Here is a 25,890-nt window from a genome sequence, read left to right as displayed (position 1 = left end):
CGGCGACGCGTATCCCGGCGTGTCGCGTTCGCCGGAACGCATATATCAAATCTGAAACATTTTGCGTGTCGCGTCACCGGCCGGGGAGCATGGGGATCGCCGCAACCGTTGATGGGCCTCGATTCCGCTCGAGGTGGTCCGCTCTTTGCGTAAGCGTTGGCACGGCAGTCGACGACGTGATGACCGGGCGGTTCTGAAAAAAGACAGACGGAACCGACTCGACAATCACCCGCGGAAAGGAAGGCCGGAGCGCATCGGGGAAACACGCAGCTCCAGGTCGATGAACCGCGAGAACCATCGTCGGCCGGCCAATGAGACCCGGTATCGTCAGGGCAATAAAAATCGGCATGGCAGCACACGGGGTATAAAAATGAAAGACCACAGCACATCGCGGCTCGCAGACCGCGACAAAATCGATCTGCAGCATCGCCGGGAGTGTGTCTCCCGTTCAATTGAATTCCGCGCATCGAACGGCAATGACGCCGTTCCGGCCGATCGGCTCGCTGGCTTCATCCGGCTGATCGAACCGGTTGCGCATCTCCTGCGTTTCCTCTCGCTGCAATCCGTTCGAACGGACAGGTGTGCGCATCCCTGTCTTCGCAGCTGAGCGTCGCGTTCCGATTTTCTTGTAGTGCCGGTGGTGCCCCCGTCCCCGACGTCGTGCCCGACGAAGGGAATTTAATAGCAGTCCGAAAGGAGATTACTCATGTCAAGAGTCATCGAAAAGATCGCGTGGTTCATCCAGGATCAGGAAGGTGTGACGGCCATCGAATATGGCCTGATCGCCGCGCTGATCGCGATCGGAATCGTCGTCGCGTTGACGACGATCGGTACGGATCTCAAGACCGTGTTCAGCACGGTTGCGGCTGATCTGGACTCTGTAGTAGCAGGCATCTGATGGGCGGCACGACGAGCGACTCAGCCGAATCGTTCGTCGCCACCATACGGCATCAACAACATGTCTCGACGTATCGATGCACGGTCAACCGACCAGCCGGCACGCGAGCGCTTTGAGCGTCACCACACAAGGAGATCATCATGTCCAAGTTCATTCAACAAGCCAGCCGTTTCGTTCGCGATGAAGACGGCGTGACCGCCATCGAATACGGCCTGATCGCCGCACTGATCGCAGTCGGCATCATCCTCGCGCTGTCGACCATCGGGAAGGACCTCAAGACCGTGTTCAGCACGATCGCGGCCGACCTGGATTCGGCGGTGGCAGGCATCTGATGGACCGTACCGCGGACGGCTCGGCTGGTGCAGTGCTCGAGCCGTCCCGGTCTTCCGATCAACCGGAACCGGAGATCATCATGCGGACCCAAGTGCGTGTCGTCAGCCGCTGGATCGGCGACGAGCAAGGCGTGACGTCGATCGAGTATGCGTTGCTCGCGGCGATGTTCTCCGTCGCCGTGCTGGGCAGTGTCGTCACGCTGAAAGGCTCGCTCGGCGATGCGTACCAGGCGATCGCGACGGCCGTGACGCTTGCCGTGACCACCGCGATGGCGCTGGTTTCCTGATTCACCGAATTCGATCCGCGAGGTTCGCCATGTTACCTGTTGCGCCGCCTTACCCGGTTCCGTTGTGCGTGACGCTGCTCGCGGTCGCCGCGGCCAGCACGGACATCGCGACCCGACGCATCCCGAATCGCCTCGTCGCGCTCGGACTCGGCGGCGCGCTGATCGCCCAGTGCATGTTGCACGGCGTCCTGGCTGGCGCACTCGGATGGCTCGCCGGTGCCGCGACCGGCTTCGGCCTGCTGCTGCCGTTCTACCTGTTGCGCGGCATGGCGGCCGGCGACGTGAAGCTGATGCTCGCGATCGGTGCGTGGGTCGGCGCGGAAATGACGTTTTACATCGTGCTGGCGACCTTCATCGCCGGCGGGATCGGCGCCATCGCATACGCGCTGTTGCGCGGCCGGATGCGCCAGATGTGGGCGAACGTCCGCGCGCTGATCGCGCGGCGCTCGCAGGGGGCGCGCACGGATGCCGCCGACGGCCCCGTCGAAATCGCCTCGGTCGGCACGCTGCCGTATGGCGTGGCGATCGCGGCCGGCACGCTGGGCATGCTGTTCGCGTCGTGCGCATAGCGCGACGAACCCGCATAGAGGACGGAACGACCATGAACACGAACCACACCGAACCGAGACGCGACGCGCAGGTGGCCCACCTGCCCGATCCGCTGCCGTCGCGGGAGGCGCATACGAAGCTGGGTGCGCAGCTGCCGGCGGCGCCGCGCACGCTCGCGGAAACCGGGCTGAGCACGACCTTCGTCGCCGGCCTCGTGCTGAAGTCGACGCTGATGCTCGGCCGCCCGTCGTACGGCGACCTGGTCGAGCGGCATTGCCTGCCGCTCGCGGTGCTCGACGACATCTTCGCCTTCCTGGTGCGCGAGCATCTCGTCGAGCTCACCCATCGCGGCGCGACCGATCTCGACGTGACGTTCCGCCTGACCGACGCGGGCCGCGTGCTCGCGCTCGAGGAACGCGCGCGCAGCGGCTACAGCGGGCCGGCGCCGGTGACGCTCGACGCGTATCTCGCCAGCGTGAGCGCCCATTCGGTGCACAAGCTGCACATCGCGCAGGAAGACGTGTGGAGCGCGTTCGAAGGCATCGTGATCGACACGGCGGTGCTCGATGCGGCGGCCGCGGCGCTGAACGCGGGCCGTCCGCTGCTGATCTACGGCCCGGCCGGCAGCGGCAAGACCTTTCTCGCCGAGCGGCTCGGTTCGCTGATGCACGGCCGCGTGCCGGTGCCGCATGCGATCTGCGCGGCCGGCGAAGTGATCCAGATCTACGACCCGCTCGTGCATGTCGACGTGGCGTCGCAACCCGGCAGCCAGTCGGTCGATCGCCGCTGGCGCCTGTGCAAGCGGCCGGTCGTGATGTCCGGCGGCGAACTGACGCTCGACGAGCTCGACCTGCGCCGCGACGAGGCCGCCGGTTTCTACCAGGCGCCGCCGCACATGAAGGCGAACATGGGCATGTACATCGTCGACGATCTCGGCCGCCAGCGCGTCGAGCCGCGCGACCTGCTCAATCGCTGGCTGCGCCCGCTCGATCGCGGCGTCGATTTCCTGACGCTCGAATCCGGTAACCGCTTCGTGCTGCCGTTCGACGTGTGGCCGGTGTTCTCGAGCAACCTCGCGCCGGACCAGTTCTGCGACGACGCATTCCTGCGCCGCCTCGGCTCGAAGCTGCACGTCGGGGCGATGTCGATCGACGCCTACCGCGCCGTGTACGACGCGGCCTGCGCATCGCTGGGCCTCGTCTCGGCGAGCGATGCCTTCGACTACCTGCTGCACCGGCTGCACCTGCCGACCGGCAAGGCGTTTCTAGCGTGCTTTCCGGCGGACCTGCTGCGCCTCGTGGCCGCCGGCGCGCGTTACCGCGGCGATCCGCTCGAGGTGACGCACGACGCGTTGTACGACGCGTGGGCCAGCTATTTCGGCGCGGCGCCCGAACGGGACGGCAGCCATCCGCCGCCCGTTGAGCGCGGTGGACGTACGTTCATCACCGGTTGAGCCGTTTCTTTCACGATTCGTCGAGGAGCATTGCCATGAAAAACAGTCGAGCGCTCATGATGCTGGTCGTCGCGATGGTCGCGGGTCTTGCCGCGGTCGTGTTCGCGTCTCACTGGCTGGTACAGACATCCACGAGTTCGGTCACGCCGGTCGCGGTGGCCACCACCGACCTGAACCTGGGCGAACCGCTCGGGCCGAACCAGATCCACATGGTCAGCTGGCCGTCGGGCAGCGTGCCGACCGGCGCGTTCACCGATACGAAAGGGCTCGAAGGGCGGGTCGTGCGCACCAGCCTGTCGCGCGGCGAGCCGGTGATCGAGTCGAAGCTCGCACCGGTCGGCACGAAGGGCGGGCTGTCCGCGGTGATCGCCGACGGCAGCCGCGCGATCACGGTGCGCGTCAACGACGTGGTCGGCGTCGCGGGTTTCGCGCTGCCGGGCAACTACGTCGACGTGATCGTCAACACGCAGGAACAGCAGGGCAAGACCGACGGGCAGAGCATCTCGAAGATCGTGCTCGAACACATCCTCGTGCTCGCCGTCGCGCAGCAGGTCAGCCGCGACGACACCGCGCCGAAGGTCGTCAACGCGGTGACGCTGGAAGTCACGCCCGATCAGGCCGAACGGCTCGACCTCGCACGCAGCGTCGGCACGCTGTCGCTCGTGCTGCGCAACCAGGTCGACCAGAAGACGCTGAACACCGGCGGCGCGACCAAGATAACGCTGCTCGGCAAGGAACCCGTGCCCGAAGCGCCGCCGGCTCCCGTACACGTTCGGACGGTGCGCGTGCACGTCGCGTCGCACGCGGCGCCGGAAGCGCGGCGCGACTGCGTCGGCGTGCTGACGGGCGTGAAGGGCAGCGTCGAATGTTTCTGAAGCAGATCAACACATCCAGATAAACAGATTGGCCGTCCGTGAAGCGCGGCGGCCTGGGAAGTCGACAACCGGCACGGCGCCGGTCTCTCGGGGGATCAGACGAAATGAAGATCAAACCGCAATGCACAGGTACCGGCCCACTGCGGACGCGCGTCGCACGGGGCACGATGATGGCCGCGATCCTCTGTTCAGGATGGCTGACCGTATATGGCGCACTGGCCCAGGAAGGCATCGAAACGGGCGTGCTGACGAAGGGCGGCGCCAGCGCGCCGGCCGCGATCGGCAAGGGTCCGGTACAGATGACGATCAGCATGGCGCCGGCAGCGGCCGCCGCACCCGCCGCTTCGTCCGGTCCGCTGCACGGGCCGAACTGCGTCGGCGCGGTGCGCGAGTCGACCAGCGTCAGCGTGCCGCTCGGCAAGTCGCTGCTGGTGCCGATGCCGGAGCCGGTCCGCAATCGGACGATCGGCAACCCGGCCGTCGCGCAGGCAACGATGGTGTCGCCGCAGACGCTGTACATCCTCGGGCTGTCGGTCGGCACGACCAACATGATCGTGCAGGGCAGGAGCGGCGCATGCCGCGTGATCGACGTGGCGGTCGGCGCGGATGCCGGCGGCCTGCAGGCGTCGCTGCTGCAGCTGATGCCGGCTGAACGCGACATCCGGGTGACGACCGCGGCCGGCACGATCGTGCTGTCGGGCACCGTGTCGAGCTCGCAGGCCGCGCAGCAGGCCGTGCAGATCGCACACGCCTACGGCGACAGCGCCGGCGACCCCGCCGGGGGCGCCAAGTCCGGCAGCGGCGTGCTGAACATGCTGGCCGTCACGTCGCCGCAGCAGGTGATGCTCGAAGTGAAGGTGGCCGAGGTGTCGAAGACGCTGATCAACCAGATGGGCAGCGCGCTCAACATCCAGGGCGGGTTCGGTTCGTGGAGCGGCGCGCTGGTCAGCAACCTGCTCGCGGGCGTGTCGAGCGCGGTCGCCTTCAGCAAGGCGAACAACAAGCCGTTCAACATCGCGGCCGATGCGCAGAACACCGACAACCTCGTCAAGATCCTCGCGGAGCCGAATCTCGTGACGATCAGCGGCCAGGAAGCCACGTTCCTCGCCGGCGGCAAGATCTTCATCCCGATCCCGCAAAGCAGCGGCAACGGCATCTCGTCGATCACGCTGCAGGAAGAGGAGTTCGGCGTCGCGCTGAAGTTCACGCCGACCGTGCTCGCAAACGGCCGGATCAGCCTGAAGGTCGCACCGGAAGTGTCGGAGCTGTCGCAGACGGGCGTCACGCTGAGTGCGTCCAACATCGGCGGCACGTCGATCCTGCCGCTGATCACGACACGGCGTGCGTCGACGACGGTCCAGATGAGCGACGGCGAATCGTTCGCGATCGGCGGGCTGATCAAGGACAACGGGACCGGCTCGCTGAAGGCGATCCCGGGGGTCGGCGAAGTGCCCGTGCTCGGCGCGCTGTTCCGCAGCACGTCGTTCCAGCAGGACCGCACCGAGCTGATCTTCCTGATCACGCCGCACCTGGTGAAGCCGCTGCAGACCGCGGACGTGCCGCTGCCGACCGACAGCTTCTCGAAGCCGAACGAAGCCGACGTGTATGCGACGGGCAACATGGAAGGCCGTGGTGGGGTCCGCCGGCCGGGCACGCAACCCGCGAACGGCGCGGCAGCAGCCCCGCAGGCACCTGCCCAGGCACCGGCTCCGGCACCGGCACCGCAATCGGAAGCGCCCGCCGGCGCGGCCGCCGCGCTGCCCGCGCCGCGCGCGCCGCAAGGCACGGACGTACAGCCGCCGGTGCCGGCCGAGCCGCACAAGACGCCCGCGCCGGTGGCGGCCACCGCACCGCAGCCCGACACGGCCAACGCGGCCCGCATCGCGCACATCGAAGCCGCCGCCGCGCGCCTTGCGGCGGCCGGCACCGCCACGCCGGCCCAGCCGGCGGCGCGATCCACGCACCGGATACCGGCGGCCCCACGCGCACAAGTTGCACGTGCGAGCGCGGAACCCGAATCCACCGATCGTTGAACCCATCCAAGGGGACGCTCATGAAATCCGCCTACCTCGTATTCGTGCGCCGCGCGGCGCTCGCCGTACCGCTCGCCTTCGCGCTTGCCGGCTGCATGTCGTCGACGCCGGTGTGGGACACCCGCTTCGGCGAATCGGTCCGCGCGGTGATGCAGGCCCAGATCATCGATCCGCATGCCGCCGAGCACGCGACAGCGCCGGCGGTGGTCAACGGCGGCGCCGCCACGGCCGCGCTCGACAACTACGACAAGTCGTTCAAGCAGGTCGATCCGCCCACCAATGCCTTCGTGATCGGTATCGGCAAGGCCAGCCAGTAACGACGGCACGCTCAGGGAGAACGCCATGTCCAGCGCAACTCGTTATCCGAAAGTCACCCGTCGCGGCCTGCATCGCCAGCGCGGCGCCGTCGCGATCATCGTCGGTCTCGCGCTGGCGGTGATGATCGGGTTCGTCGGTCTCGCGCTGGACCTCGGCAAGCTGTACGTCACGCGCAGCGAACTGCAGAACAGCGCCGATGCGTGCGCGCTGTCCGCTGCGCGTGATCTGACTTCGGCGATCAGCCTGTCCGTCGCCGAAGCGGACGGCATCGCCGCCGGCCATCTCAACTTCGTGTTCTTCCAGAACAAGTCGGTGCAGATGCTGACGAATGCGAACGTCACGTTCAGCGACTCGCTGACCGATCCGTTCCTGCCGAAGAATTCCGTCACGACGCCGGCGAACATGAAGTACGTGCAATGCACCGCGAAGCTGAGCAACATCGCGCACTGGTTCATCGAGGTGCTGAACGTGCTGCCGGGCACCAAGCTCGCGAACGCGGCGGAAGTGTCGGCGAGCGCGATCGCAACCGTCGGCGGCGGCCAGACCGCCTGCGCGATTCCGGTGTTCGTATGCCGCGCGACGGGGGCGCCGTCCTACAACGTCGGCGACTGGATCACGTCGCCGTCCGGTTCGTCCTACGGGCCCGGCAACTTCGGCTGGGCGGCGCTCGACGGCTCGACGAACGAACCGACCATCGCGGGCGAGCTGTCGGGCAACACCTGCAATATCACGAGCCCGCCCGATCTCGGCAGCACGGGCCTGAAGTCGGCGTCGCTGCGTGCCTGGAATACGCGCTTCGGCATCTACACGAATGGCGCGAACGGCTCGAGCGGCCAGCCCGACTTCACCGGCTACGCGTATGTCGGCCCGAACTACGGGCCGCCGGGAACGGCGGGTATCAAGGGCGACGCGTACACGCAGTTCGTGACCGACCGCACGGCCTTCAAGTCCTACCAGGGCGACGGCGCGCCGCCGGCGGGCAGCGGGATCGCCACCAACGGCACCGTGACCGCGAGCAACTACCAGACCTATGGCGGCGACCGTCGTGTCGCGCTCGCGCCGGAAGGCGACTGCTCGTCGCTGAAGGGCAGCAGCGGCAAGGTGCACGTCACGCAATGGGATTGCGTGCTGATGCTCGATCCGTTGCCGTTCAGCCCCGGCAGCGGCGGGGTCATCGCCCACCTCGAGTACCTCGGCTCGTCCGTCTCCGGCAACAATCCGTGCGCGACGCACGGGTTGCCCGGCGACGGCAGCGCGTCCGGGGTCCAGGTGCCGATGCTCGTTCAATAGGGAGAGGCGATCATGAAAAAGCCCCCGTTTCGTCGTTCGCGCACCCGTGGCGTCGCCGCCGTCGAGTTCGCGCTCGTGCTGATCCCGATGGTCACGCTCGCGACCGGCGTGGCCGAGTTCGGCCGCGCGATCTACCAGTACGAGACGCTGACCAAGGCCACGCGCGACGCGGCGCGCTACCTGTCGATCTGGCTGCCGACCGACAGCGCGTATCCGGTGTCGGCGGCGCAATGCCTCGTCGTGTACGGCAGCACGACCTGCGGCGCGTCCGGCACCGAGCTGGTGCCGGGGCTCAAGACCTCGATGGTGACCATCTGCGACGCGGCGCATACGACCGGCTGCAGCGACGCGTCCGACCCGTCGCAGTTCTCGAACCTGCCGACCTACGACGCGAGCAACAACGCGGCGAGCGGCACGGCGACCGGTGCCATCAACGTCGTCGAAGTGAAGGTCAAGGGCTACAAGTACCAGCCGATTCCCGCGTTCCCGGGGCTGTCGACGATCACCTTCGGCAACATCATCACCGTGATGAGGCAAGTGTCATGAACGCGCGCCCCTTCCCCCTGTCGCGCCGGCGCGGCCAACGCGGCTCGACGATCGTCGAGTTCGGGCTGATCGCGTCGGTGCTGATCATGCTGCTGATCGGCATCTTCGAATTCGGCCGCGTGCTGTTCTACTGGAATACCGCGAGCGAGGCCGTGCGCCTCGGCGCGCGCACGGCGGTGGTCTGCGACGTGAATGCCGCCGGCGTCGCGAAACGCGTGACCGCGCTGCTGCCGCTGCTGTCGAGCGCGAACGTGTCGGTGAGCTACTCGCCGGCGAGCTGTACCGTGAACACGTGCGCGTTCGTGACCGTCAGCGTCACGAACGTCACGGTGAAGACGATGATCCCGTTCGTGAACGTCACGGTGACGATGCCGCCGTTCACGACCACGCTGCCGCGCGAAAGCCTGACTTCCGCGACCGGCGGCAACGCTTGCAACTGATCGAACAGACGAGGCACACGACATGATCAATATCCTCGTAGCTTCCGACGATACCGCGCGACTCACGCAGATCGCGCGCCTCGTGGCCGACAGCGGACGTTATCGCGCGACGCGCGCGACCGGCCGCCCGTCGCAGATCGAGCATCGCACCGACGGGCTCGACGCGTTCGACATCCTGCTGGTCGACGGCACGTCGCTCGATCCGACCGACCCGTCCGAGCTGTCGGCGATCGAGCGGATCTGCCGCGGGCACGCGGGCCTGACCTGCATCCTGGTGACGGCGGACGCGTCGCCGCACGTGCTGCTCGACGCGATGCGCGCCGGCGCGCGCGACGTGCTGCAGTGGCCGCTCGATCCGCAGGCGCTCGGCCGCGCGCTCGAGCGTGCCGCCGCGCAAAGCACGCGATGCGACACCGACGATACGCGGATCGTGTCGTTCATGTCGTGCAAGGGCGGGGCCGGCACGAGCTTCGCAGCCAGCAACGTCGCGTTCGAGATCGCAGAAGGCTTCAAGCGCCGCGTGCTGCTGATCGACCTGAACCAGCAGTTCGCCGATGCGGCGTTCCTGGTCAGCGACGAAACCCCGCCGTCGACGCTGCCGCAGCTTTGCGCGCAGATCGAGCGGCTCGACAGCGCGTTTCTCGACGCGAGCGTCGCGCACGTGACGGAGAACTTCCACGTGCTCGCGGGCGCCGGCGACCCGGTCAGGGCCGCCGAGATGCGCGAGGATGCGCTCGAATGGATCCTCGGCGTCGCCGCGCCGCGCTACGACTTCGTGATCTTCGACGTCGGCGTCGGCATCAATCCGCTGTCGATGGTCGCGCTGGATCGCAGCGACCAGATCCAGATCGTGCTGCAGCCCGCGATGCCGCACGTGCGCGCCGGCCGCCGGCTGCTGGAGATCCTCGTGTCGCTCGGCTACTCGACCGACCAGATGCGGCTCATCGTGAACCGCGCGACGCGCGCGAGCGACCGGACCCGCACCGCGCTCGAGGAAGTGCTCGGCCTGCAGGCCGCCTGCACGATTCCCGACGACGCCGAGACCGTGCTCGAAGCGATCAACCAGGGGCATCCGGTGTCGCGGCTCGCGCGCAGCACGGCGGTCGCGCGCGCGCTGCAGGCCTGCGCGAAACAACTCGTCGACGGGGAAGTGCGCGCCGGGCACAGCGCGGCGCGCAGCGAACCGCTGATGTCCCGGCTGTTCGGCCGCAAGGCCACGCCGAAACTCAAGTCCATGTAACTCTTTCGGGGAAACCATCATGTCATTGCGCGAACAGATGTCGTTGCACCGGACGGCCCCGCTGGCGACGGGCAGCGAACCGGCGGGCCCGGCCCATTCGTCGGTACGCGACGCGTACCAGAAGCTGCGCCGCGAAATTCACCTGGCCGTGCTCGAACGCGTCGAGCTGGAGCGCCTGTCGCGGATGCCGCCGGAGCAGGTCCGCCAGGAAATCTCCGCGCTGATCTCGCGGATCCTCGACGACGAGCGGATGCCCGCGAACGACATCGAGCGGCGCCAGCTCGCGATCGACGTGTACGACGAGATGTTCGGTTTCGGCCCGCTCGAAGCGCTGCTGCGCGACCCCGGCATCTCCGACATCCTCGTGAACACGTACCGGCAGGTGTACGTCGAGCGCTGCGGCCAGCTCGAACTGACCGACGTGACGTTCTACGACGACGCGCACCTGATGAAGGTGATCGAGAAGATCGTGTCGCGCGTCGGGCGCCGCATCGACGAATCGAGCCCGATGGTCGACGCGCGGCTGCCGGATGGCTCGCGCGTGAACGCGATCATCCCGCCGTCGGCGATCGACGGGCCGCTGATGTCGATTCGGCGCTTCGCGGTCAACCCGCTGAAGATGGACGACCTGGTCCGCTTCCACAGCCTGACGCCGCCGATGGCCGAGCTGCTCGACGCGCTGTCGCGCGCGAAGGTGAACGTGCTGGTGTCGGGCGGCACCGGCAGCGGCAAGACGACGCTGCTCAACATCCTGTCCGGCTTCATTCCGCGCAACGAGCGGATCGTGACGATCGAGGATGCCGCCGAGCTGCAACTGCAGCAGCCGCACGTGCTGCGACTCGAAACGCGCCCGCCCAACATCGAGGGCAAGGGCGAGATCACGCAGCGCACGCTGGTGCGCAACGCGCTGCGGATGCGGCCGGACCGGATCATCCTCGGCGAAGTACGCGGCGCCGAAGCGCTCGACATGCTCAACGCGATGAACACCGGCCACGAAGGCTCGCTCGCGACGATCCATGCGAACACGCCGCGCGACGCGCTGACGCGGCTCGAGAACATGATCAGCATCGGCGGGCTGTCGCTGCCGCCGAAGACGATGCGCCAGCAGATCGCGTCGGCGATCTCGGTGGTCGTGCAGGCGGCGCGGCTCACCGACGGCAAGCGCAAGATCGTCAGCATCCAGGAGCTGACCGGGATGGAAGGCGACATCATCAACATGCAGGAGATCTTCACGTTCAAGCGCACGGGCGTGGACCGCGACGGCTCGGTACGCGGCCACTTCTGCGCGACCGGCGTGCGGCCGAAGTTCGTCGAGCGGCTGCAGGCGTTCGGCATCAACCTGCCGGATTCGCTCTACGACCCGTCCCAGCGTTACGAGACGAACTGACGGCCGGTCGCCGCTTGCTCCCGGGGAGGCTTCATGAACACGATCTTTTATGCCTTTGTGATTCTCACCTTCGTCGCGGTCGTGCTCACGATCGAAGGTGCCTATCAATGGTGGAACGCGCGGCACGGCAGCGCCGCGCGCCGGATCGAATCGCGCATTCGCGCGATGTCGGCCGGCGGCAACGTGCAGCAGGAGCGGCTGTCGATCCTCAAGAAGCGGATGCTCGACGACTCGAAGCCGTTCGACCGCATGCTGCTGCGCGTGCCGCGCGTGCACCGGCTCGATCTGGTGATCCAGCAATCCGGACTCGACTGGACGCTGCCGAAGCTGATCGTGCTCAGCACCGCGTTGCCGGCATGCACGTGGTTCGTGCTGAGCCTCGCCACGCTGCCGCAGATCGCCGTGCTGCCGGTCGCGCTGCTCGTTGCGTGCATGCCGATGATGTATGTGATGCGCCGCCGCGGACGTCGCATGCGCAAGCTCGAACGGCAGTTGCCGGACATCTGCGACATGATCGCGCGCGCGCTGCGTTCCGGGCATTCGTTCACGGGCACGCTCGGGATGGTCGGCGACGAGTTTCCCGATCCGATGGGTGGCGAATTCCGGATCACGTTCGACGAGGTCAACTACGGCGTGTCGCTGCACGATGCGCTGATGAACCTCGCGACGCGCGTGCCGGTGCAGGATCTCCGCTATTTCGTGATCGCGGTGCTGATCCAGCGCGAGACGGGCGGCAACCTGGCCGAGCTGCTCGACAGCATCGCCGCGCTGATCCGCGAGCGCTTCAAGCTGTTCGACAAGGTGCGCGTGCTGTCGGCGGAAGGGCGGCTGTCGGCGTGGATTCTCGGGCTGTTGCCGTTCGGCACCGCGGCGGTGATGGCACTGCTGAACCGCGAGTTCTTGTCGGTGCTCTGGGAGGATCCTGCCGGGATCAGGATGGTCGGCGGAATGCTGGTGTCGATGCTGTTCGGTCTGTTCTGGATCCGCCGCATCGTCCGGATTCGCGTCTGACGCGCCAATCGATTAACGAACCGTTGCGAGGCTGTCATGCAAAACCTGAGCGTAGTCCAGGCCGTGATGCTGGGCGGCTTGTTCATCTTCGTGGCCGGCGGCGCGCTGGTGGCGATGCTGCTGTTCGCGCCGCGTAATATCCAGCGCCGGATCCAGCAGGCCGGCGGGGCCGGGGCGGGCGCGGGTGCCGTCGCGGGCCCGGGCGGCGGAGACGACCTGGCGTCGCGCTGGGTCGCGAAGCTGGTCGATCTGTCCACCCCGATCTCGAAGCTGTCGGTGCCGAAGGACGGCTGGGAGAATTCGCCGCTGCGCATCCGGCTCATGAATGCCGGCTGGCGCGACCAGAGTGCGGCCGCGCTGTATTTCACCGCGAAGACGCTGCTCGCGCTCGCGTTGCCGTGCACGGCGCTGCTGGCGCTGATCACGACGGAGATCGGCAATGAGCGCGAGCTGCTGTCGGTGATCCTCGTGGCGCTGGCCGGGATCGGCTACTACATCCCGAACGTCGTGCTGTCGCAGCGGGTCAAGGTGCGCCAGCAGAAGATCTTCGAGGATTTTCCGGACGCGCTCGATTTGCTGACGGTGTGCGTCGAAGCGGGGCTGGGGCTCGACGCGGCGCTGATGAAGGTGAGCGAGGAGCTGCGGTTTCGCAGCGAGGTGGTCGCGAGCGAACTCGACCTGCTGCTGCTCGAGATGCGCTCCGGCTTCACGAAGGAAACGGCGCTGCGCAATCTCGCGCTGCGGACCGGTGTCGAGGACATCGAATCGTTCTGCGCGATGCTGATCCAGGCCGATCGCTTCGGCACGAGCATCAGCGAATCGCTGCGCGTGCTGTCGGACATGTTGCGCACGCGGCGGCGGATGCGCGCGGAAGAGCGCGCGGCGAAGATCGCATTGAAGCTGCTGTTCCCGCTGATCTTCTGCATCTTTCCCGCGCTGATGCTGGTGCTGCTCGGGCCGGCGATGATTCACGTCTATCGCGTGCTGCTGCCGACGTTCGTTGGCGTCGCGCCGTGAGCGGGAAGGGGCGTCGACAAGGAATTTGCGTGCCGGCCCTGACGCACCCGCCGGCCGGCACGGCAACAGGCTTCATGGAGGCTTCCTCCCCAGGCGGCACCGCGAGACAGGTTGACCATAGCGGCGTCAACGCATCCTGGACCCATGGTCGGCCATGGAACAAGCCGTAGTCCACCGCCTTTTCGGCTGCCCCCTACTGCTAACCTGAATGCCGGCGAAGTTTGCCGGCATCGCGTTTTGAGCGATGACGTGGAGGTCGCGGATCGCGACCGGTGTTTGCGCGGCGTCACGGACGCGATCGCGGCGATGACAGGATCGGCGCCGCGCTATAGCATGGTCGGCAACCACGGCGCGGCGCGCGCCATTCCCGGTCGGGAGACGACAGGAACACCATGCCGACGTTGACGATTGAACCGCTGGAGCCCGACGAGCGGGTGCGGCTGCGCGGCACCCAAGGCGGCGGCCTGTGGCTCGTGGCACCGTTCATTGCGTATCGCGCCATCCCGGTCGGACCTGCGTACCCTGTAACGCGTACGTAAGGATCCCCGATGGGGCAACAGGCGGAAGGCAACGACGACATGCCCGGCAGCCCGGCCGGTCGCGACGCACTCGCGCCGGTCGCAAGGTCCGCCGCGTTGCGGGTCGTCGCGCTCGGCACGCTGAGCGCCGTCGATGTGCTGCCGGCCGACTTGCGCTGGTGTGTGCCGCTTGCAAGCGCATGGTGCAACGTGTTCGTCGTCGCGATCGGCGTGCCGCTCGCCGACCGCGCGCGCCTCACGGCCGTCCCTCGCTGGGCACTTCCGCGGCCTTGCTGAGCTCGCCCATGACGATCTGCGCGATCACGTTGGCCGGTGCGCGCCCGTCGGGTGCGGCCGCCGTGGTCGCCCACGTGACGATCGTCGTTTGCGTTACCGGGTCGTAGCCCATGAAGGTATTGAAGCCCGGTATCTCGCCCGTGTGCCCGTAGAACGTGCCGAATTTGGCCAGGCCCATGCAGTAGCTGGGCGACATCGGGTCGGACGGATTGATCGGCGTGCAACTGGCGAGCCGTTGCGCCTGCAGATCGGCGTTCAGGTAGCCGCCGCCGACCATCCGCTGCACGTAGGCGGCCAGTTCCGTCACGGTCGACATGCCGGAGCCGGCCGTCCACGCCCACGACGTATTGACGTTGGTCACGTCCGTCGGTTGCAGCGTGCCGTTGTTCGCGGCCGCCTGGCGTTCGGGCGACAGCGCGTCGCTGTCGGTCGTCTCCGCATTGGTGCCCCATTGATAGCCCAGCGGCGCGGGCGCCGGCAGCGCCGTATTCTGCTGCGGCGGGAGGAACGTATTGGCCAGGCCGAGCGGCGCGAAAAGGCGCGCGTTCATTGCATCGGCCGCGCTCATGCCGGTGAGTTGCTCGATGATGAGCCCGAGCAGCACCGTGTTCGTGTTCGAGTAGCGAAAATCGGCGCCCGGCGCGAAATAGACCGGCTGGCCTTCGGCGATATCCAGCAATTCCGCCGTGGTCCATACCTTGTCCGGCTGCGAATCGAGCGTCTGGTTGAACGCGAGACTGGTCGAGTAGTTATAGAGGCCGCTGCGCATCGTCAGCAATTGCCCGATCGTGATCGTATTGCCGTTGGGGACGTTGGCAACGTACTTGCCGACGGTGTCGCTCAAGCTCAGCTTGCCTTCCTGTACGAGCTGCAGGATCACGGTGCCGGTCCACGTCTTCGTCACGCTGCCGACGCGAAAGTGCGCGTTCGTCGGGATCGGCGTGTTCGTGCCTCGCACGGCCGTTCCAAATGATTCGAGCCAGTTGCCCTGCGGCGACTGCACATAAACGACCGCGCCGGACGTCATCGTGTCCGCGAGCAATGCGTTGATCTGCGGGCGCGCCTCGTTGGCGAACGCCGGCCCGCTGGACGTCGGCGAACTGTCGCCGCCGCACGCGGACAGGGCGATGCCGACGATCGCGACCGGTGCGAAGGCAACCATGCCGTGCACCAGCCGTTTCGCCGCGCTCGCCACGAACCGGGAGAGTGCTGAAGTAGTCATCGCGCGGCCCTCCGTGTGCGTGACGGACATCTTTCAGAACTATAGGACAGGCGCGTCCACGCCGGCAGCACGCATTGCTTTCGTCTAAGGATAGCGATACGGCCTGTTCATCCGGTCGCGCGCGTCACTGAAAGTGATGCACGTAACGCAGCACCATCCGCGACCCCTGCGGCCGGTTGCGCGCCTGGACCTCGAAGTACGCGTTGAACAGCAGGTGATCGTGTGGCGAGAGGCTGACCATCGCACCCGGGCCGATCGCCAGCACGGCCTCCCGCGTGCCGGGCACGTCCTGCCCGTTTTCCTTCATGTCGGTGGTCTGGCGTAGCCAATAGCCATTCAGCCCGAGCCGCAGGCCGGGGCGCACTTCATACTCGGTCGCGAAGTTGGCATGGATCGCCTGACCGGCCTGGGTCGACGTCACGTCGGGTCCGAGCGCCGTGGCCGGCTGATGGTTGGTCGCGTTCCACAGATAGTGCAGACGCCATGACACGGTCCATTTCGGCGTGAGCCACAGCGTCGCGGCCCAGTACGGATCGAACGACCAGAAATGACTGCCCGGGTTGATCGCGCGCGCCGGATCGTACGCGCCGGTCGGTGCGATGAACTGGAATTCCACGCGCTGCGCGAAGCGCGGGCCCTGCGCGCCCATCACCGGGTCGAACTGGACGAACGGGCCGATCAGCAGATCGCCGAAACCGGCGCGTGCATTCAGCGCGACGTTGCCGATGCCGTCGTCCGTATGCGCGGACGCGATCCACGGCAGGATCACGTCGAGGCCCGGATGCATGCCGGCGAACGTCAGCGGCGACTGATAGACGAGCTGGCTCAACCCCGCGAACAGGTCGATGTCCTGCTTCGGCAGGCCGACCTTGTTGCCGGCATTGTCGTTGACGCGGCCGGCCGTGTAGTACTGGAAGTACTGCGTGCCGTACCAGCCGGAGCCGGCCGGCGGCATCCCGTCGAGGAAACTGGTCATGCCGAGGTTGACCGACGGCAGGTCGGTCGCGTTGGCCGGCGCGTGACCGGCGATGCCGGCGAGCGCGAGACCTGCGGCGACGAGCAGGCGAGAGCCGAATTTCATGTCCACCACCTCCTGGTTATTTATTGGTATAACTAATCAAATGACGCGTGAAAGATCGGGGTGATCGGCGATCGCGCGATACTGGCCCGCATGGAACACGAGCGGTGCCTTGCCGAACGCATCGAACTGCTCGATCTGGCCGATGAAGAGCAGGTGATCGCCGCCTTCGTAATGACCGATGTTGCGGCATACGAAGCGCGCGCTCGCGCCGTCGAGGCACGGCACGCCACCGCGATCCGACTCCACGTGACACACGCCGTCGAACTTGTCGGCGCTGGGTGTCGCGAAGCGGCGCGACAGGTCGATCTGGTCGTGCGCGAGGATGTTGATCGCGAAGTGGCTGGCCGCGATGAAATCGGGGCGGCTCGGCGCGATCTTCCGGAGGCTCCACAGCACGAGCGGCGGGTCCAGCGACAGCGACGAGAACGAATTGGCCGTGAGGCCCACCTTGCGTCCGTCGGCCGCGCACGTGGTGATCACGGTGACGCCGGTCGGAAACTGCCCGAAGGCGGCGCGCAATTGCATCGGGTCGATGGCCGGACTGCCGGGAACGGTCGTTTCCATGGCGGTTACTCCGAACGCGCACTGTGTTCGCGGATGAACGCCGCGCAGGCCGACGGCTCGAACCACCACGGCGAGAACCGGCGCGGGTCGTCGAAGCCGTCGACGAGCGCCGCGGCGAGCGACGGCAACTGGCCGGCCGCGCCGAGCAGTTCGAGGATGTGCGGCGGCGGCGGCGTGAGCAGCGAGTTGGTCCAGCGCACGACATGCCGCGCATAGGCCCAGTAGCCCTCGAAGGTCTGCTGCATCCAGTCTTCGCCGAACGGCGCGGCATCGCGCGCGACGATCGCATCGAAATACGCGTTCGCGCATTTCGCGGCGTTGTTCGATCCCTGCCCGGTGATCGGATCGTTGACCACCACGGCGTCGGCCATCCCGAAGACCGTGCGGCCCGACGGCAGCCGGAAGAACGGCTTGCGCACCGTCGGCGCGAAGCGCCCGGACAGCGTGCCGTTCGGATCGGTCAGCTCGACGTCGCGGCAGCGCTCGTATTCCCACGGCACATACTGCTGCAGGAACGACAGGCTCCTGTCGAGATGCTGCTCGGGCGTCTTCACGTCGGCCCAGCAGTCGAGCGGGCCGCCCGGAATACCTTCGAACACCATGATTTCGCACGGGCCCGTCGTGGTCAGCGCGGGAAACACGAAATACTCGCCGATGCCGGGCAGCAGGTTGAAGCGCACGCGCGAATACGGCTGGCTCGGCGTCATCCCTTTCACATAGGTGAGGGCCAGCGCGCGTTGCGGGCGGTCGAATGCGCTGCGCGCGTCGTCGCGGCCCAGCAGGTTGACGATTTCGCCCTTGCCGGCCGCGAGCAGCACGAGATCATGGCTGCGCGCCAGTTCCTCGAGTTCGGGCACGCCGATATCGCCGATGCGCACGTCCGCGCCACGACGCCGGACGCCATCGAGCCAGTCGGCCATCTTCACGCGCTGGTCGACGGACTGCGCATAGCGGGTCAGCCGCGACGACCAGTCGATCGCCTTGCGGCCGTTGCCGTCCGGATGCGGCACCGCGATGCCGATGCCTTCGACGGAAGGGCACGCTTCCTCCCACGTGTTCAGGCCGAGATCTCGCTCGATCTGCAACGCGGTATGGAACATGCACTGGCTCGACATGACCTTGCCGGTGCGGATCTGCTCCGCGTCGCGGTTGGTCGCGAGCGTGACGTGGTAGCCCTGGTCGAGCAGGGCGAAAGCGAGTTGCAGGCCGGACTGGCCGGCGCCGACGATAGCGATGCGTCTCATGAGAATGTCCTGGTTTGGCCGGGTTCCGGCCGGAATGATGGCGAGGGGGCCAAGCGGTCCGCGGTCATTCCGCCAGACGCGGAATGGCCGGCACCGCCTGTTCGGGGCCCATCGCGGAATAACCGCCGTCCACCGCGTAGTCGGCGCCCGTCACGAAGCTCGCCGCGTCGCTGCACAGGAACGTCACGACCTGCGCGACCTCCGACGGATCGCCGACCCGGCCGAGCAGATGAAACGGCGCGGCGACGCGATCGGTCTTCGCGCGGTCGCCGCGCGTCAGCTCGTCCATCACGCGCGACCAGGTCCAGCCCGGCGACACCGAGTTGACGCGAATGCGATCGGACGCGAGATCCATCGCCATGCTGCGCGTGAGCTGGCGGATCGCCGCCTTGGAGGTCGGGTAGAGCCAGCGGCCGGTCTGCGCACACTGGGCCGAGATCGAGCTGAAATTCACGATCGCGCCGCCGCCGCGCCGGACCATGTGCGGGTGCACGGCCTTCGCCAGCATCGCCGCCGACACGACGTTGACGTCCATCGCCGCGAGCCAGTCGTTGCGGGTCGCGTGGATGCCGTTGTCGACGTAGCTGCACGCGAGGTTGACGAGCAGGTCGATCGCGCCGAACCGTTCAGCGATGGCCGCTACCGCTTGCTCGATCGCGCGGTCGTCGGTGATGTCGAGCGCGACGAACATCGCACGGTCGCCCAGCGAATCGGCGACGCGCGCGCCGTTCTCCGCATCGAGATCGACGATCGCGACGCACGCGCCGGCGCGGCTCAGGTCCTGCGCGACCGCGGCGCCGATCAGCGTGGCGCCGCCGGTGACGATCGCGACTTTGCCAGCAAGGGCAGTCATGGGGTGTCTCCTGGAATCGATGGGTGAGGGAAGGGCCGCGTCAACGCGCACCCGGTGACGGTTCGCTGTCCTGCCAGCGGCGCATCAGGCCGTTCGACGGCACGGTCTCGTCGAGCAGCTTGCGGGCCGTCTCCGCGCCCGCGACCGGCAGGCCGGCCGCGTCGAGCAGGCCGATCTGCACGAGCACGCTCGCCTGATCCCAGTAGATGTGTTCGTGATAGAGCTTGTCGCCGCGAAACTTCACGATCGCGACCAGCGGAATCTCGACGCGCTTGCCGGTCGGCGCGACGCCGGGCAGCATCCAGTCGATCTCGGTGGTGTGCGTGAAGCAGAACAGCAGTTCGTCGACGATCTGGCTCGCGCCGACCGTGCGCGAGATCGGCGTGATCGTCGTGTCGGGCGGGTTCGCATGCACGAAGTGATGCGTGTAGAAGCGCTTGAGTTCGTCGTAGCCGACGCCGCCCGTCAGTGTCGGAATATGGTTGACGTACGGCTCGGCGACCATCGTGGCCATCGTCGCGTCGACGTCGCGCGTATCGAATTCGTGCCGGATATGCGCTTCCCACAGCGCGGAGAGGTCGTAATGCGGGCCGAGCGCGGCGCGGAACGCGGCGATCGCGCGCTGATGGGCCATGACCGCGGCGGCCTTGTCGAAATGATCGCCGCCGATGCGGGCGAACGCGTGATCGACGCCCGGATACACATACACTTCGACGCCTGCGCGCCCGGCCAGCGCTTCGGCGATGCGCTGCTGCGCGTCGGGCGGGCAGAAGCGGTCCTGTCCGGCAATCTGCAGCACGAGCCGCCCGCGCAGGTGCGACGCTTCGTCCAGCGCATGCTCGATGCCCACGCCGTAGTAGCTGACCGCCGCGGCCACGCCCGGCAGCCGGCAGGCGGCGAGATACGCGAGCTTGCCGCCGAGGCAGAAGCCGAGCACGCCGGCCTCGCCCGTGCATTCCGGCCGTTGCGTGAGCACGCTCAGCGCCGCGCCGACGTCCTCGACGCCCTTGTTTTCGTCGAACCCCTGGTACAGGGTCATCGCGCGTTCGACATCGGCCGCGGAGTTGCCGAGTTCGATGCCCGGGGACTGACGCCAGAACAGGTCGGGCACGAGTACCGTGTAGCCTTCCTCCGCGTAGTAATCGGCCGCGTCCCGCATGGTCGCGTTCGCGCCGAAGATCTCGTGACACAGCACGATGCCCGGCCCGGTGCCGCCGGCCGGCGTGCTCAGGTATGCGCGAAACGTCCCGCCGTCCGGTGACGGAATCTCGATGTGACGTCCTTTCATGTGTTCCTCCATGCTGTTCGTGTCTGTGACGGGCCCAGTATTGGCGGACGAAACGCGCGCTTCTATCCGCTTTCTTCGGCCGGTATCCGCGAATTCCGGAAACCTGACGAACCGGCCGCCGCGCCCGGGCGGATGCGCGGCTGACTGCGGGTATGTGCGGATGGGGGCGCCCCGCACAGTTTTCTACGATGCGCGAACGGTCCGTTTCTTGCGTCGTTTGCGCGGGACTTGCGTGTTCCGATGGGCGGACTGTCCGGATACGCCGGGCGCTGTCCGGATCGTGCGACGGATTCCCCGATTCAGGGAACGCATGCACGGCGCGAGTGCGATCGAGCATGACGGGAGAACTTTGATGGCGCAATTTTCCGAAACCGGCTGGCTGGACGACGCCGCCTGTTTCAATCACGGCAACCTGCTGCTGCAGTCGAACGACGTCGACGAGGTTCGCGCGCGGGTTGCCGATGTCTTCAAGCCGCACCGGCTCACGCCGACCGGCGAATCGCGTGCGCTGCACAGCAGCATGCATCATGCGCGCTGGGGCAACGTGTCGCTGAACCTGCTCGATTATGGCGGCGGCGTCAGCATCGAGCCCGGGCCGCTCGAACACTTCTTCCTGCTGCAGATCCCGCTGCGCGGCGACGCCGAGATCGAGTGCGGCTCGACGCGCTTCGTGTCGTCGCCGGGCACCGCGTCGCTGATCTCGCCGACGCTGCCGCTCAAGATGCGGTGGGGCGATGCGTGTCCGCAAGTGATCGTGCGCATCGAGCGCGAGGTGATGGAGCGGCATGCGCAGCGGCATTTCGGCGACGACCGGCGCGCGCCGGTCGAATTCGAACCGGAATTCAGCCTGGCATCGCCGCAGGGGACGTGCCTGGCCCAGTTGCTGCCGATTCTCGCCGGCGCGATCGCGACGGATGCGCATCCGCTGCGTCATCCGCTCGCGTTCGAGCAGCTCGAATCGACGCTGCTCAACCTGCTGCTGCACGGCCACCCGAATAGCGCGCGCAACGGCACGCGGCACCTGCCGGTGGCGCTCGCGCCGTTCTATGTGCGGCGTGTCGAGGAATACATCCGCGCGCATCTCGACGAGCCGCTGACGATCGAGCGGCTCGCCGAGCTCGCCGGCGTCAGCCCGAGCACGCTGTTCGCCGGCTTCCGGAGCCGCCACGGGATCACGCCGATGGGCTTCGTGCGGCAGTTGCGGCTGCAACATGTGCGCAAGGAACTGCTGGCCGAAACGACGCCGGGGCTCGCGTCGGTGACGGATATCGCACTGAAATGGGGCTTCGCGCACCTCGGGCGGTTCGCGATCGAGTACAAGCGGGCGTTCGGGGAGTCGCCGTCGGCGACGCTGAGGATGCGGCGCGTGCGGGGGTGAGGGAGGAAGCGGCGGGCGCGCATTCGGCGCACCCGTCCGCCGATCACCGGGTCGGCGCCATGGCGGTCGACTCGCGCACGACGAGCTCCGGTGTACCGATCGTATGCACAGCCGCGGTCGACTCGATGCCGTCGATCATATCGAGTGCCAGCGCGATCGCGCGCGCGGCGACCAAGGATTTCGGGAATCGGACCGTCGTCAGCGCGGGGCGGAACTGGTGGGCGAGCTGGATATCGGTCATGCCGACGATCGACAGGTCGGCCGGCACGCGCCGGCCCAGATCGGCCGCCGCCTGCAGCGCGCCGATCGCCATCAGGTCGTTGGTCGCGAACAGCGCGGTGAGGCCGGGCTTCGCGCGCAGCAACGCGGCGGCCGCCTCGTAGCCGCCCTCGATCGAATCGTATGCGGACACGGTCGTCACCGCGTCCGGCGCATGGCCGCGAGCCGCGAGTTCGTCGATAAAGCCGCGCAGCCGTACCGATTGCGGGCCGTCCGAACCCTTGCCGACGAGTGCGCCGAACGCGCGATGCCGCAGCTCGGACAGGTGCGCGGCGGCGAGCGCGCCCGCCGCCGCGAAATCGACGGTGACGCAGGGCAGGATGCGCGACGCAGGCACGTGCTCCCACATGCACAGCACGATCGCGGCGCGATGGCGCGCGATGTCGGCAAGCTCGGCCTCGGCGAGGCTGGTGCTCATCACGATCGCGCCGGCCGCCAGCGTGCCGGCGATCCGCTCCAGGTAGTTGCGCGTGATCGCCGGGTCGTCGTCGGTGTTGGACACCAGCAGATAATGGCCGCGCTTGCGCGCTTCGCGCTCGGCGGCGAGCACGAACTCCGGATAGAACGGGTTCGTGATGTTCGACAGCATCAGCGCGAGCGTCGACGTGCGGCCTTCGGCGAGCGCACGCGCCGTGAGATTCGGTCGATAGCCGAGTTCGCGTATCACCGCCATCACGCGTTCGACGGTCGCCGGCTTCACTTTCTGCGGATTCCGCAACACGTTCGAGACCGTCGCCGCGGTGACGTTCGCGCGTCGCGCGACTTCCGCGAGCGTCACCATGCGCGGCCCCCGGCGGGTCGAGCCAGGTCGTGCCGGGGCGGGGAAGTGTGGGTGTATTTGCTCATATTCTGGGAGTGCATCCCACAAGTTGCACAGAGACAGGCGATACGCTAATTTCTCGGCACATCACATGAAGGAGACACCATGGTACGGCGAAGCCAGCTGAATGCGCCATCAAAATTTAAGCGTTTAAATTTTCCGATTCGACGCGCTTGATTCAGGGGAGGAGGGCGCGATGACCGCCATTTCATTGAAGGACGTCTCGAAGCGCTACGGCGACCATGCGCCGGTGCTGCGCAACGTGAACCTCGAGATCGAGTCGCATGAGTTCTGCGTGTTTCTCGGTCCGTCGGGCTGCGGTAAATCCACGCTGTTGCGGATGATCGCGGGGCTGGAGGACGTGAGCGAAGGCGAACTGCGGATCGGCGGTGCACGCATGAACGACACGCCGCCTGCCGAGCGTGGCGTCGCGATGGTGTTCCAGAGCTATGCGCTGTTTCCGCACATGACCGTGTTCGACAACATCGGTTTCGGGTTGCGCATTGCCGGCGTGCCGAAGGACGAGATCCGCCGCCGCGTGACCGAGGCCGCGCGCGTGCTGCAGCTCGACGCGCTGCTCGAGCGCAAGCCGAAGGCGCTGTCGGGCGGTCAGCGGCAGCGTGTCGCGATCGGCCGCGCGATCGTGCGCGAGCCGCGCGTGTTCCTGTTCGACGAACCGCTGTCGAATCTCGACGCGACGCTGCGCGGGCAGACGCGTGTCGAGATTGCGCGCCTGCATGCCCGCTTCTCGCAGTCGAGCTCCGTTTATGTGACGCACGACCAGATCGAAGCGATGACGCTGGCCGACCGGATCGTGCTGCTGCACGCGGGCGACGACGTCGCGCGCTTCGGCAGCATCGCACAGGCCGGTGCGCCGCTCGAGCTGTATCACCGGCCGGCCAACCGCTTCGTCGCGGGCTTCATCGGCTCGCCGCGAATGAACTTCCTGCCGGTGGCCGTCGTATCGAACGATGCACACGGATGCCGCCTGCGCGTCGACGGCACGGACGAGGTGCTGACGTTGCACGACCGTCCGTTGCCGTCCGGCATCGGCCCCGGTGCGCGGATGACGCTCGGCATTCGTCCCGAGCATCTGTCCGCCGGCCCGGCCGGCGACGCCGGGCTGCCCGCGATCGTGCGCGATGTTGCGCTGGTCGAGCAACTGGGCGAGGCCGCCTACGTGCATCTCGACCACCCCGGCGGCGTGGCGCTGCTCGCGAAGTTGCCGGGGCAGGCCACGCTGCGGCGCGGCGAGCGCCATGCGTTTCGCATGCCGCCGTCGTGTTGCCACCTGTTCGACGAGGCCGGCATCGCGGTGCCGGCCGTTCGTGCCGAGGCGATGTTCGTCTAGCGGCGCGGCGCCGATCCGCCGCGCGCGACGCGGCATCCATTACACCAATACCAGGAGACAACGATGAGACTTCGTGCGAGCCAACTGCTGCTTGCCCTGACGACCGCCGCCGCACTGACGGCGGGTACGGCCGACGCGGGCACGCTCAACGTGAACGTAGCGTCGCGCGGCAACCAGCGCGCGACATGGCAAGCGGTGTTCGACCAGTTCCGCAAGGCGAATCCGGATATCGACCTGAAGGTCAGCTACGTCAGCGAGGAGGCGTACAAGGTGCAGATGTCCGGTTGGCTCGCGACCGATCCGCCCGACGTGCTGAGCTGGAACAACGGCGAGCGCCTTGCCTATTTCGCGAAGCGCGGGCTGATCGAGGATCTGAGCCAGGACTGGCAGAAGAACGGCTGGAACGATACGTTTGCGGCCGTGAAGCAGTCGTCGACCTACGGCGGCAAGGTCTACAGCCTGCCGCTCGGTTACGACGCCTATGGCCTGTTCTACCGCAAGGACCTGTTCGAAAAGGCGGGCATTCATGGCGAGCCGGCCGACTGGCCGCAGTTTCTCGACGCATGCCGCAAGCTGAAGGCGGCGGGCATTGCGCCGATCGCGGTGGCCGCGCGCGACGCGTGGACGCTTGCCGCATGGTTCGACTACCTCGACCTGCGGATCAACGGCTACGCGTTCCACCAGAAGCTGATGGCGGGCGACGTCGCTTATACCGATCCGCGCGTGCGTGCCGTGTACACGGCATGGAAGAAGCTGATCGACGACAGGTACTTCATCGACAACGCGCTGTCTTACGACGTCGATGCGCTGAGCCCGCTGATCATCAACGGTCAGGCTGCGATGACGCTGATGGGCACCTGGTATTCGGCGGGCCTGCTGAGCGCGGCGCGCAACCCGATCGGCTTTTTCCGCTTCCCGGTGATCGACGCGTCGGTGCCGCTCGCGGAGGACGGCCCGGTCAACGTGATGGTGGTCCCGGCGAAGGCGCACAACAAGACGGATGCACGCCGCCTGCTCGCGTTCATGGGGCAGCCTGCGATCAACGGCGAGTTTGCGAAGGGCATGGGTCAACTGCCGTCGAACAACCGGGCGCCCGAGCCGCAGGATCCGATCTCGAAGATCGGCTTCCATACGCTGGCAACGACGTCGGGCGGCATCGCGCAGTTCTACGATCGCGACATGACGAAGGAAATGGCGGACGAGGGGATGAAGGCGATGCAGCAGTTCCTGTCCGACCCGACGCAACTTGACGCAGTCCTCCAGCGCCTCGAACAGACCCGCAAGCGCATCTACCGGAAGTAGCACGCCGTGCGCCGGCC

27 protein-coding genes are annotated in these 25,890 nt (G+C 67.2%); 20 read left to right on the top strand and 7 right to left on the bottom strand.

The annotated features are described in order from the left end of the window. Positions 1-280 precede the first annotated feature (280 nt). The 17 genes from ACTRWB_RS17180 (at position 281) to ACTRWB_RS17100 (ending at position 14,491) form a co-directional block, all read left to right on the top strand. On the top strand, positions 281-607 hold the full coding sequence (locus ACTRWB_RS17180) for a hypothetical protein (protein ID WP_446902611.1): 327 nt from the start codon (positions 281-283) through the stop codon (positions 605-607). Between the two features lie 99 nt (positions 608-706). Beyond that, entirely contained in the window at positions 707-898 is a 192-nt protein-coding gene (locus ACTRWB_RS17175; protein ID WP_048251875.1) for a Flp family type IVb pilin, read from the top strand. Positions 899-1,038: 140 nt separating this feature from the next. Further along, on the top strand, positions 1,039-1,230 hold the full coding sequence (locus ACTRWB_RS17170; protein ID WP_011349893.1) for a Flp family type IVb pilin: 192 nt from the start codon (positions 1,039-1,041) through the stop codon (positions 1,228-1,230). Between the two features lie 80 nt (positions 1,231-1,310). Then, positions 1,311-1,517 (top strand): Flp family type IVb pilin, encoded by a 207-nt coding sequence (locus ACTRWB_RS17165; protein ID WP_412026254.1) that lies wholly within the window; start codon positions 1,311-1,313, stop codon positions 1,515-1,517. 29 nt (positions 1,518-1,546) lie between these two features. Then, positions 1,547-2,086 (top strand): A24 family peptidase, encoded by a 540-nt coding sequence (locus ACTRWB_RS17160; protein ID WP_129518234.1) that lies wholly within the window; start codon positions 1,547-1,549, stop codon positions 2,084-2,086. 32 nt (positions 2,087-2,118) lie between these two features. Next, positions 2,119-3,519, top strand: a complete 1,401-nt coding sequence (locus ACTRWB_RS17155) for an ATP-binding protein (protein WP_419690459.1) — start codon at positions 2,119-2,121, stop codon at positions 3,517-3,519. Between the two features lie 35 nt (positions 3,520-3,554). Next, entirely contained in the window at positions 3,555-4,394 is an 840-nt protein-coding gene (gene cpaB / locus ACTRWB_RS17150) for a Flp pilus assembly protein CpaB (RefSeq protein WP_412026256.1), read from the top strand. Between the two features lie 104 nt (positions 4,395-4,498). Continuing rightward, positions 4,499-6,427 (top strand): type II and III secretion system protein family protein, encoded by a 1,929-nt coding sequence (locus ACTRWB_RS17145; RefSeq protein WP_446902610.1) that lies wholly within the window; start codon positions 4,499-4,501, stop codon positions 6,425-6,427. A 20-nt stretch (positions 6,428-6,447) separates the two neighbouring features. Further along, positions 6,448-6,744: a hypothetical protein gene (locus tag ACTRWB_RS17140; protein ID WP_048251883.1), complete on the top strand. Its 297-nt coding sequence runs from the start codon at positions 6,448-6,450 to the stop codon at positions 6,742-6,744. A gap of 25 nt (positions 6,745-6,769) precedes the next feature. Next, entirely contained in the window at positions 6,770-8,035 is a 1,266-nt protein-coding gene (locus tag ACTRWB_RS17135; RefSeq protein ID WP_419690457.1) for a pilus assembly protein TadG-related protein, read from the top strand. 12 nt (positions 8,036-8,047) lie between these two features. After that, positions 8,048-8,581 (top strand): TadE/TadG family type IV pilus assembly protein, encoded by a 534-nt coding sequence (locus ACTRWB_RS17130; RefSeq protein WP_446902609.1) that lies wholly within the window; start codon positions 8,048-8,050, stop codon positions 8,579-8,581. Next, positions 8,578-9,021, top strand: a complete 444-nt coding sequence (locus ACTRWB_RS17125; protein WP_048251888.1) for a TadE/TadG family type IV pilus assembly protein — start codon at positions 8,578-8,580, stop codon at positions 9,019-9,021. Before ACTRWB_RS17130 ends, ACTRWB_RS17125 begins: the two co-directional genes overlap by 4 nt. 22 nt (positions 9,022-9,043) lie before the next feature. After that, positions 9,044-10,261: an AAA family ATPase gene (locus ACTRWB_RS17120; protein ID WP_446902608.1), complete on the top strand. Its 1,218-nt coding sequence runs from the start codon at positions 9,044-9,046 to the stop codon at positions 10,259-10,261. Between the two features lie 19 nt (positions 10,262-10,280). Beyond that, positions 10,281-11,648 (top strand): CpaF family protein, encoded by a 1,368-nt coding sequence (locus ACTRWB_RS17115; protein WP_412026261.1) that lies wholly within the window; start codon positions 10,281-10,283, stop codon positions 11,646-11,648. Between the two features lie 33 nt (positions 11,649-11,681). Further along, positions 11,682-12,659 carry a type II secretion system F family protein gene (locus tag ACTRWB_RS17110; protein ID WP_446902607.1) on the top strand — a complete coding sequence of 326 codons (978 nt, stop codon included), beginning with the start codon at positions 11,682-11,684 and terminating at the stop codon, positions 12,657-12,659. Positions 12,660-12,695: 36 nt separating this feature from the next. Further along, positions 12,696-13,676 (top strand): type II secretion system F family protein, encoded by a 981-nt coding sequence (locus ACTRWB_RS17105; RefSeq protein ID WP_419690451.1) that lies wholly within the window; start codon positions 12,696-12,698, stop codon positions 13,674-13,676. A 548-nt stretch (positions 13,677-14,224) separates the two neighbouring features. Continuing rightward, entirely contained in the window at positions 14,225-14,491 is a 267-nt protein-coding gene (locus ACTRWB_RS17100) for a hypothetical protein (protein WP_446902606.1), read from the top strand. Here ACTRWB_RS17100 and ACTRWB_RS17095 read toward each other — a convergent pair. The 6 genes from ACTRWB_RS17095 to ACTRWB_RS17070 form a co-directional block, all read right to left on the bottom strand. Next, the gene (locus ACTRWB_RS17095) at positions 14,451-15,713 is read right to left on the bottom strand and encodes a serine hydrolase domain-containing protein (RefSeq protein WP_446902605.1); all 1,263 of its coding nucleotides are present in this window, start codon (positions 15,711-15,713) and stop codon (positions 14,451-14,453) included. The two genes, ACTRWB_RS17100 and ACTRWB_RS17095, sit on opposite strands and share 41 nt — an antisense overlap. 124 nt (positions 15,714-15,837) lie before the next feature. Further along, positions 15,838-16,794 carry a SphA family protein gene (locus ACTRWB_RS17090; RefSeq protein ID WP_446902604.1) on the bottom strand — a complete coding sequence of 319 codons (957 nt, stop codon included), beginning with the start codon at positions 16,792-16,794 and terminating at the stop codon, positions 15,838-15,840. Positions 16,795-16,830: 36 nt separating this feature from the next. Then, positions 16,831-17,358: a flavin reductase family protein gene (locus tag ACTRWB_RS17085; RefSeq protein WP_446902603.1), complete on the bottom strand. Its 528-nt coding sequence runs from the start codon at positions 17,356-17,358 to the stop codon at positions 16,831-16,833. 5 nt (positions 17,359-17,363) lie between these two features. Then, a complete protein-coding gene (locus tag ACTRWB_RS17080; protein ID WP_446902602.1) occupies positions 17,364-18,602 on the bottom strand; it encodes a styrene monooxygenase/indole monooxygenase family protein in 1,239 nt (412 codons plus the stop codon). Between the two features lie 64 nt (positions 18,603-18,666). After that, positions 18,667-19,455 (bottom strand): SDR family oxidoreductase, encoded by a 789-nt coding sequence (locus ACTRWB_RS17075; RefSeq protein WP_446902601.1) that lies wholly within the window; start codon positions 19,453-19,455, stop codon positions 18,667-18,669. Between the two features lie 40 nt (positions 19,456-19,495). Further along, positions 19,496-20,743, bottom strand: a complete 1,248-nt coding sequence (locus ACTRWB_RS17070) for a dienelactone hydrolase family protein (protein WP_446902600.1) — start codon at positions 20,741-20,743, stop codon at positions 19,496-19,498. A 352-nt stretch (positions 20,744-21,095) separates the two neighbouring features. Here ACTRWB_RS17070 and ACTRWB_RS17065 point away from each other — a divergent pair, with 352 nt between their 5' ends. Further along, positions 21,096-22,121 carry an AraC family transcriptional regulator gene (locus ACTRWB_RS17065; RefSeq protein WP_446902599.1) on the top strand — a complete coding sequence of 342 codons (1,026 nt, stop codon included), beginning with the start codon at positions 21,096-21,098 and terminating at the stop codon, positions 22,119-22,121. A 43-nt stretch (positions 22,122-22,164) separates the two neighbouring features. On the opposite strand, the gene ACTRWB_RS17060 is transcribed toward ACTRWB_RS17065, so the two are convergent. Then, a complete protein-coding gene (locus ACTRWB_RS17060; protein ID WP_446902598.1) occupies positions 22,165-23,181 on the bottom strand; it encodes a LacI family DNA-binding transcriptional regulator in 1,017 nt (338 codons plus the stop codon). Positions 23,182-23,416: 235 nt separating this feature from the next. Between ACTRWB_RS17060 and ACTRWB_RS17055 the strand changes: the two genes are divergently transcribed. Both ACTRWB_RS17055 and ACTRWB_RS17050 read left to right on the top strand, forming a co-directional pair. Continuing rightward, a complete protein-coding gene (locus tag ACTRWB_RS17055; RefSeq protein ID WP_446902597.1) occupies positions 23,417-24,571 on the top strand; it encodes an ABC transporter ATP-binding protein in 1,155 nt (384 codons plus the stop codon). 63 nt (positions 24,572-24,634) lie between these two features. Beyond that, positions 24,635-25,873 (top strand): ABC transporter substrate-binding protein, encoded by a 1,239-nt coding sequence (locus ACTRWB_RS17050; protein WP_446902596.1) that lies wholly within the window; start codon positions 24,635-24,637, stop codon positions 25,871-25,873. Positions 25,874-25,890: the final 17 nt, after the last annotated feature.

The sequence above is a fragment of the Burkholderia sp. YIM B11467 genome (assembly GCF_052952715.1).
This window is presented reverse-complemented; position numbering and strand designations above follow the sequence as displayed.

Coding starts and splice junctions, on each gene's coding strand:
- ACTRWB_RS17115 (WP_412026261.1), top strand. CDS start 10,281: ATGTCATTGCGCGAACAGATGTCGTTGCACCGGACGGCCCCGCTGGCG.
- ACTRWB_RS17170 (WP_011349893.1), top strand. CDS start 1,039: ATGTCCAAGTTCATTCAACAAGCCAGCCGTTTCGTTCGCGATGAAGAC.
- cpaB (WP_412026256.1), top strand. CDS start 3,555: ATGAAAAACAGTCGAGCGCTCATGATGCTGGTCGTCGCGATGGTCGCG.
- ACTRWB_RS17065 (WP_446902599.1), top strand. CDS start 21,096: ATGGCGCAATTTTCCGAAACCGGCTGGCTGGACGACGCCGCCTGTTTC.
- ACTRWB_RS17155 (WP_419690459.1), top strand. CDS start 2,119: ATGAACACGAACCACACCGAACCGAGACGCGACGCGCAGGTGGCCCAC.
- ACTRWB_RS17175 (WP_048251875.1), top strand. CDS start 707: ATGTCAAGAGTCATCGAAAAGATCGCGTGGTTCATCCAGGATCAGGAA.
- ACTRWB_RS17105 (WP_419690451.1), top strand. CDS start 12,696: ATGCAAAACCTGAGCGTAGTCCAGGCCGTGATGCTGGGCGGCTTGTTC.
- ACTRWB_RS17125 (WP_048251888.1), top strand. CDS start 8,578: ATGAACGCGCGCCCCTTCCCCCTGTCGCGCCGGCGCGGCCAACGCGGC.
- ACTRWB_RS17085 (WP_446902603.1), bottom strand. CDS start 17,358: ATGGAAACGACCGTTCCCGGCAGTCCGGCCATCGACCCGATGCAATTG.
- ACTRWB_RS17130 (WP_446902609.1), top strand. CDS start 8,048: ATGAAAAAGCCCCCGTTTCGTCGTTCGCGCACCCGTGGCGTCGCCGCC.
- ACTRWB_RS17165 (WP_412026254.1), top strand. CDS start 1,311: ATGCGGACCCAAGTGCGTGTCGTCAGCCGCTGGATCGGCGACGAGCAA.
- ACTRWB_RS17055 (WP_446902597.1), top strand. CDS start 23,417: ATGACCGCCATTTCATTGAAGGACGTCTCGAAGCGCTACGGCGACCAT.
- ACTRWB_RS17145 (WP_446902610.1), top strand. CDS start 4,499: ATGAAGATCAAACCGCAATGCACAGGTACCGGCCCACTGCGGACGCGC.
- ACTRWB_RS17100 (WP_446902606.1), top strand. CDS start 14,225: ATGGGGCAACAGGCGGAAGGCAACGACGACATGCCCGGCAGCCCGGCC.
- ACTRWB_RS17095 (WP_446902605.1), bottom strand. CDS start 15,713: ATGACTACTTCAGCACTCTCCCGGTTCGTGGCGAGCGCGGCGAAACGG.
- ACTRWB_RS17180 (WP_446902611.1), top strand. CDS start 281: ATGAACCGCGAGAACCATCGTCGGCCGGCCAATGAGACCCGGTATCGT.
- ACTRWB_RS17075 (WP_446902601.1), bottom strand. CDS start 19,455: ATGACTGCCCTTGCTGGCAAAGTCGCGATCGTCACCGGCGGCGCCACG.
- ACTRWB_RS17110 (WP_446902607.1), top strand. CDS start 11,682: ATGAACACGATCTTTTATGCCTTTGTGATTCTCACCTTCGTCGCGGTC.
- ACTRWB_RS17080 (WP_446902602.1), bottom strand. CDS start 18,602: ATGAGACGCATCGCTATCGTCGGCGCCGGCCAGTCCGGCCTGCAACTC.
- ACTRWB_RS17060 (WP_446902598.1), bottom strand. CDS start 23,181: ATGGTGACGCTCGCGGAAGTCGCGCGACGCGCGAACGTCACCGCGGCG.
- ACTRWB_RS17090 (WP_446902604.1), bottom strand. CDS start 16,794: ATGAAATTCGGCTCTCGCCTGCTCGTCGCCGCAGGTCTCGCGCTCGCC.
- ACTRWB_RS17140 (WP_048251883.1), top strand. CDS start 6,448: ATGAAATCCGCCTACCTCGTATTCGTGCGCCGCGCGGCGCTCGCCGTA.
- ACTRWB_RS17070 (WP_446902600.1), bottom strand. CDS start 20,743: ATGAAAGGACGTCACATCGAGATTCCGTCACCGGACGGCGGGACGTTT.
- ACTRWB_RS17120 (WP_446902608.1), top strand. CDS start 9,044: ATGATCAATATCCTCGTAGCTTCCGACGATACCGCGCGACTCACGCAG.
- ACTRWB_RS17050 (WP_446902596.1), top strand. CDS start 24,635: ATGAGACTTCGTGCGAGCCAACTGCTGCTTGCCCTGACGACCGCCGCC.
- ACTRWB_RS17135 (WP_419690457.1), top strand. CDS start 6,770: ATGTCCAGCGCAACTCGTTATCCGAAAGTCACCCGTCGCGGCCTGCAT.
- ACTRWB_RS17160 (WP_129518234.1), top strand. CDS start 1,547: ATGTTACCTGTTGCGCCGCCTTACCCGGTTCCGTTGTGCGTGACGCTG.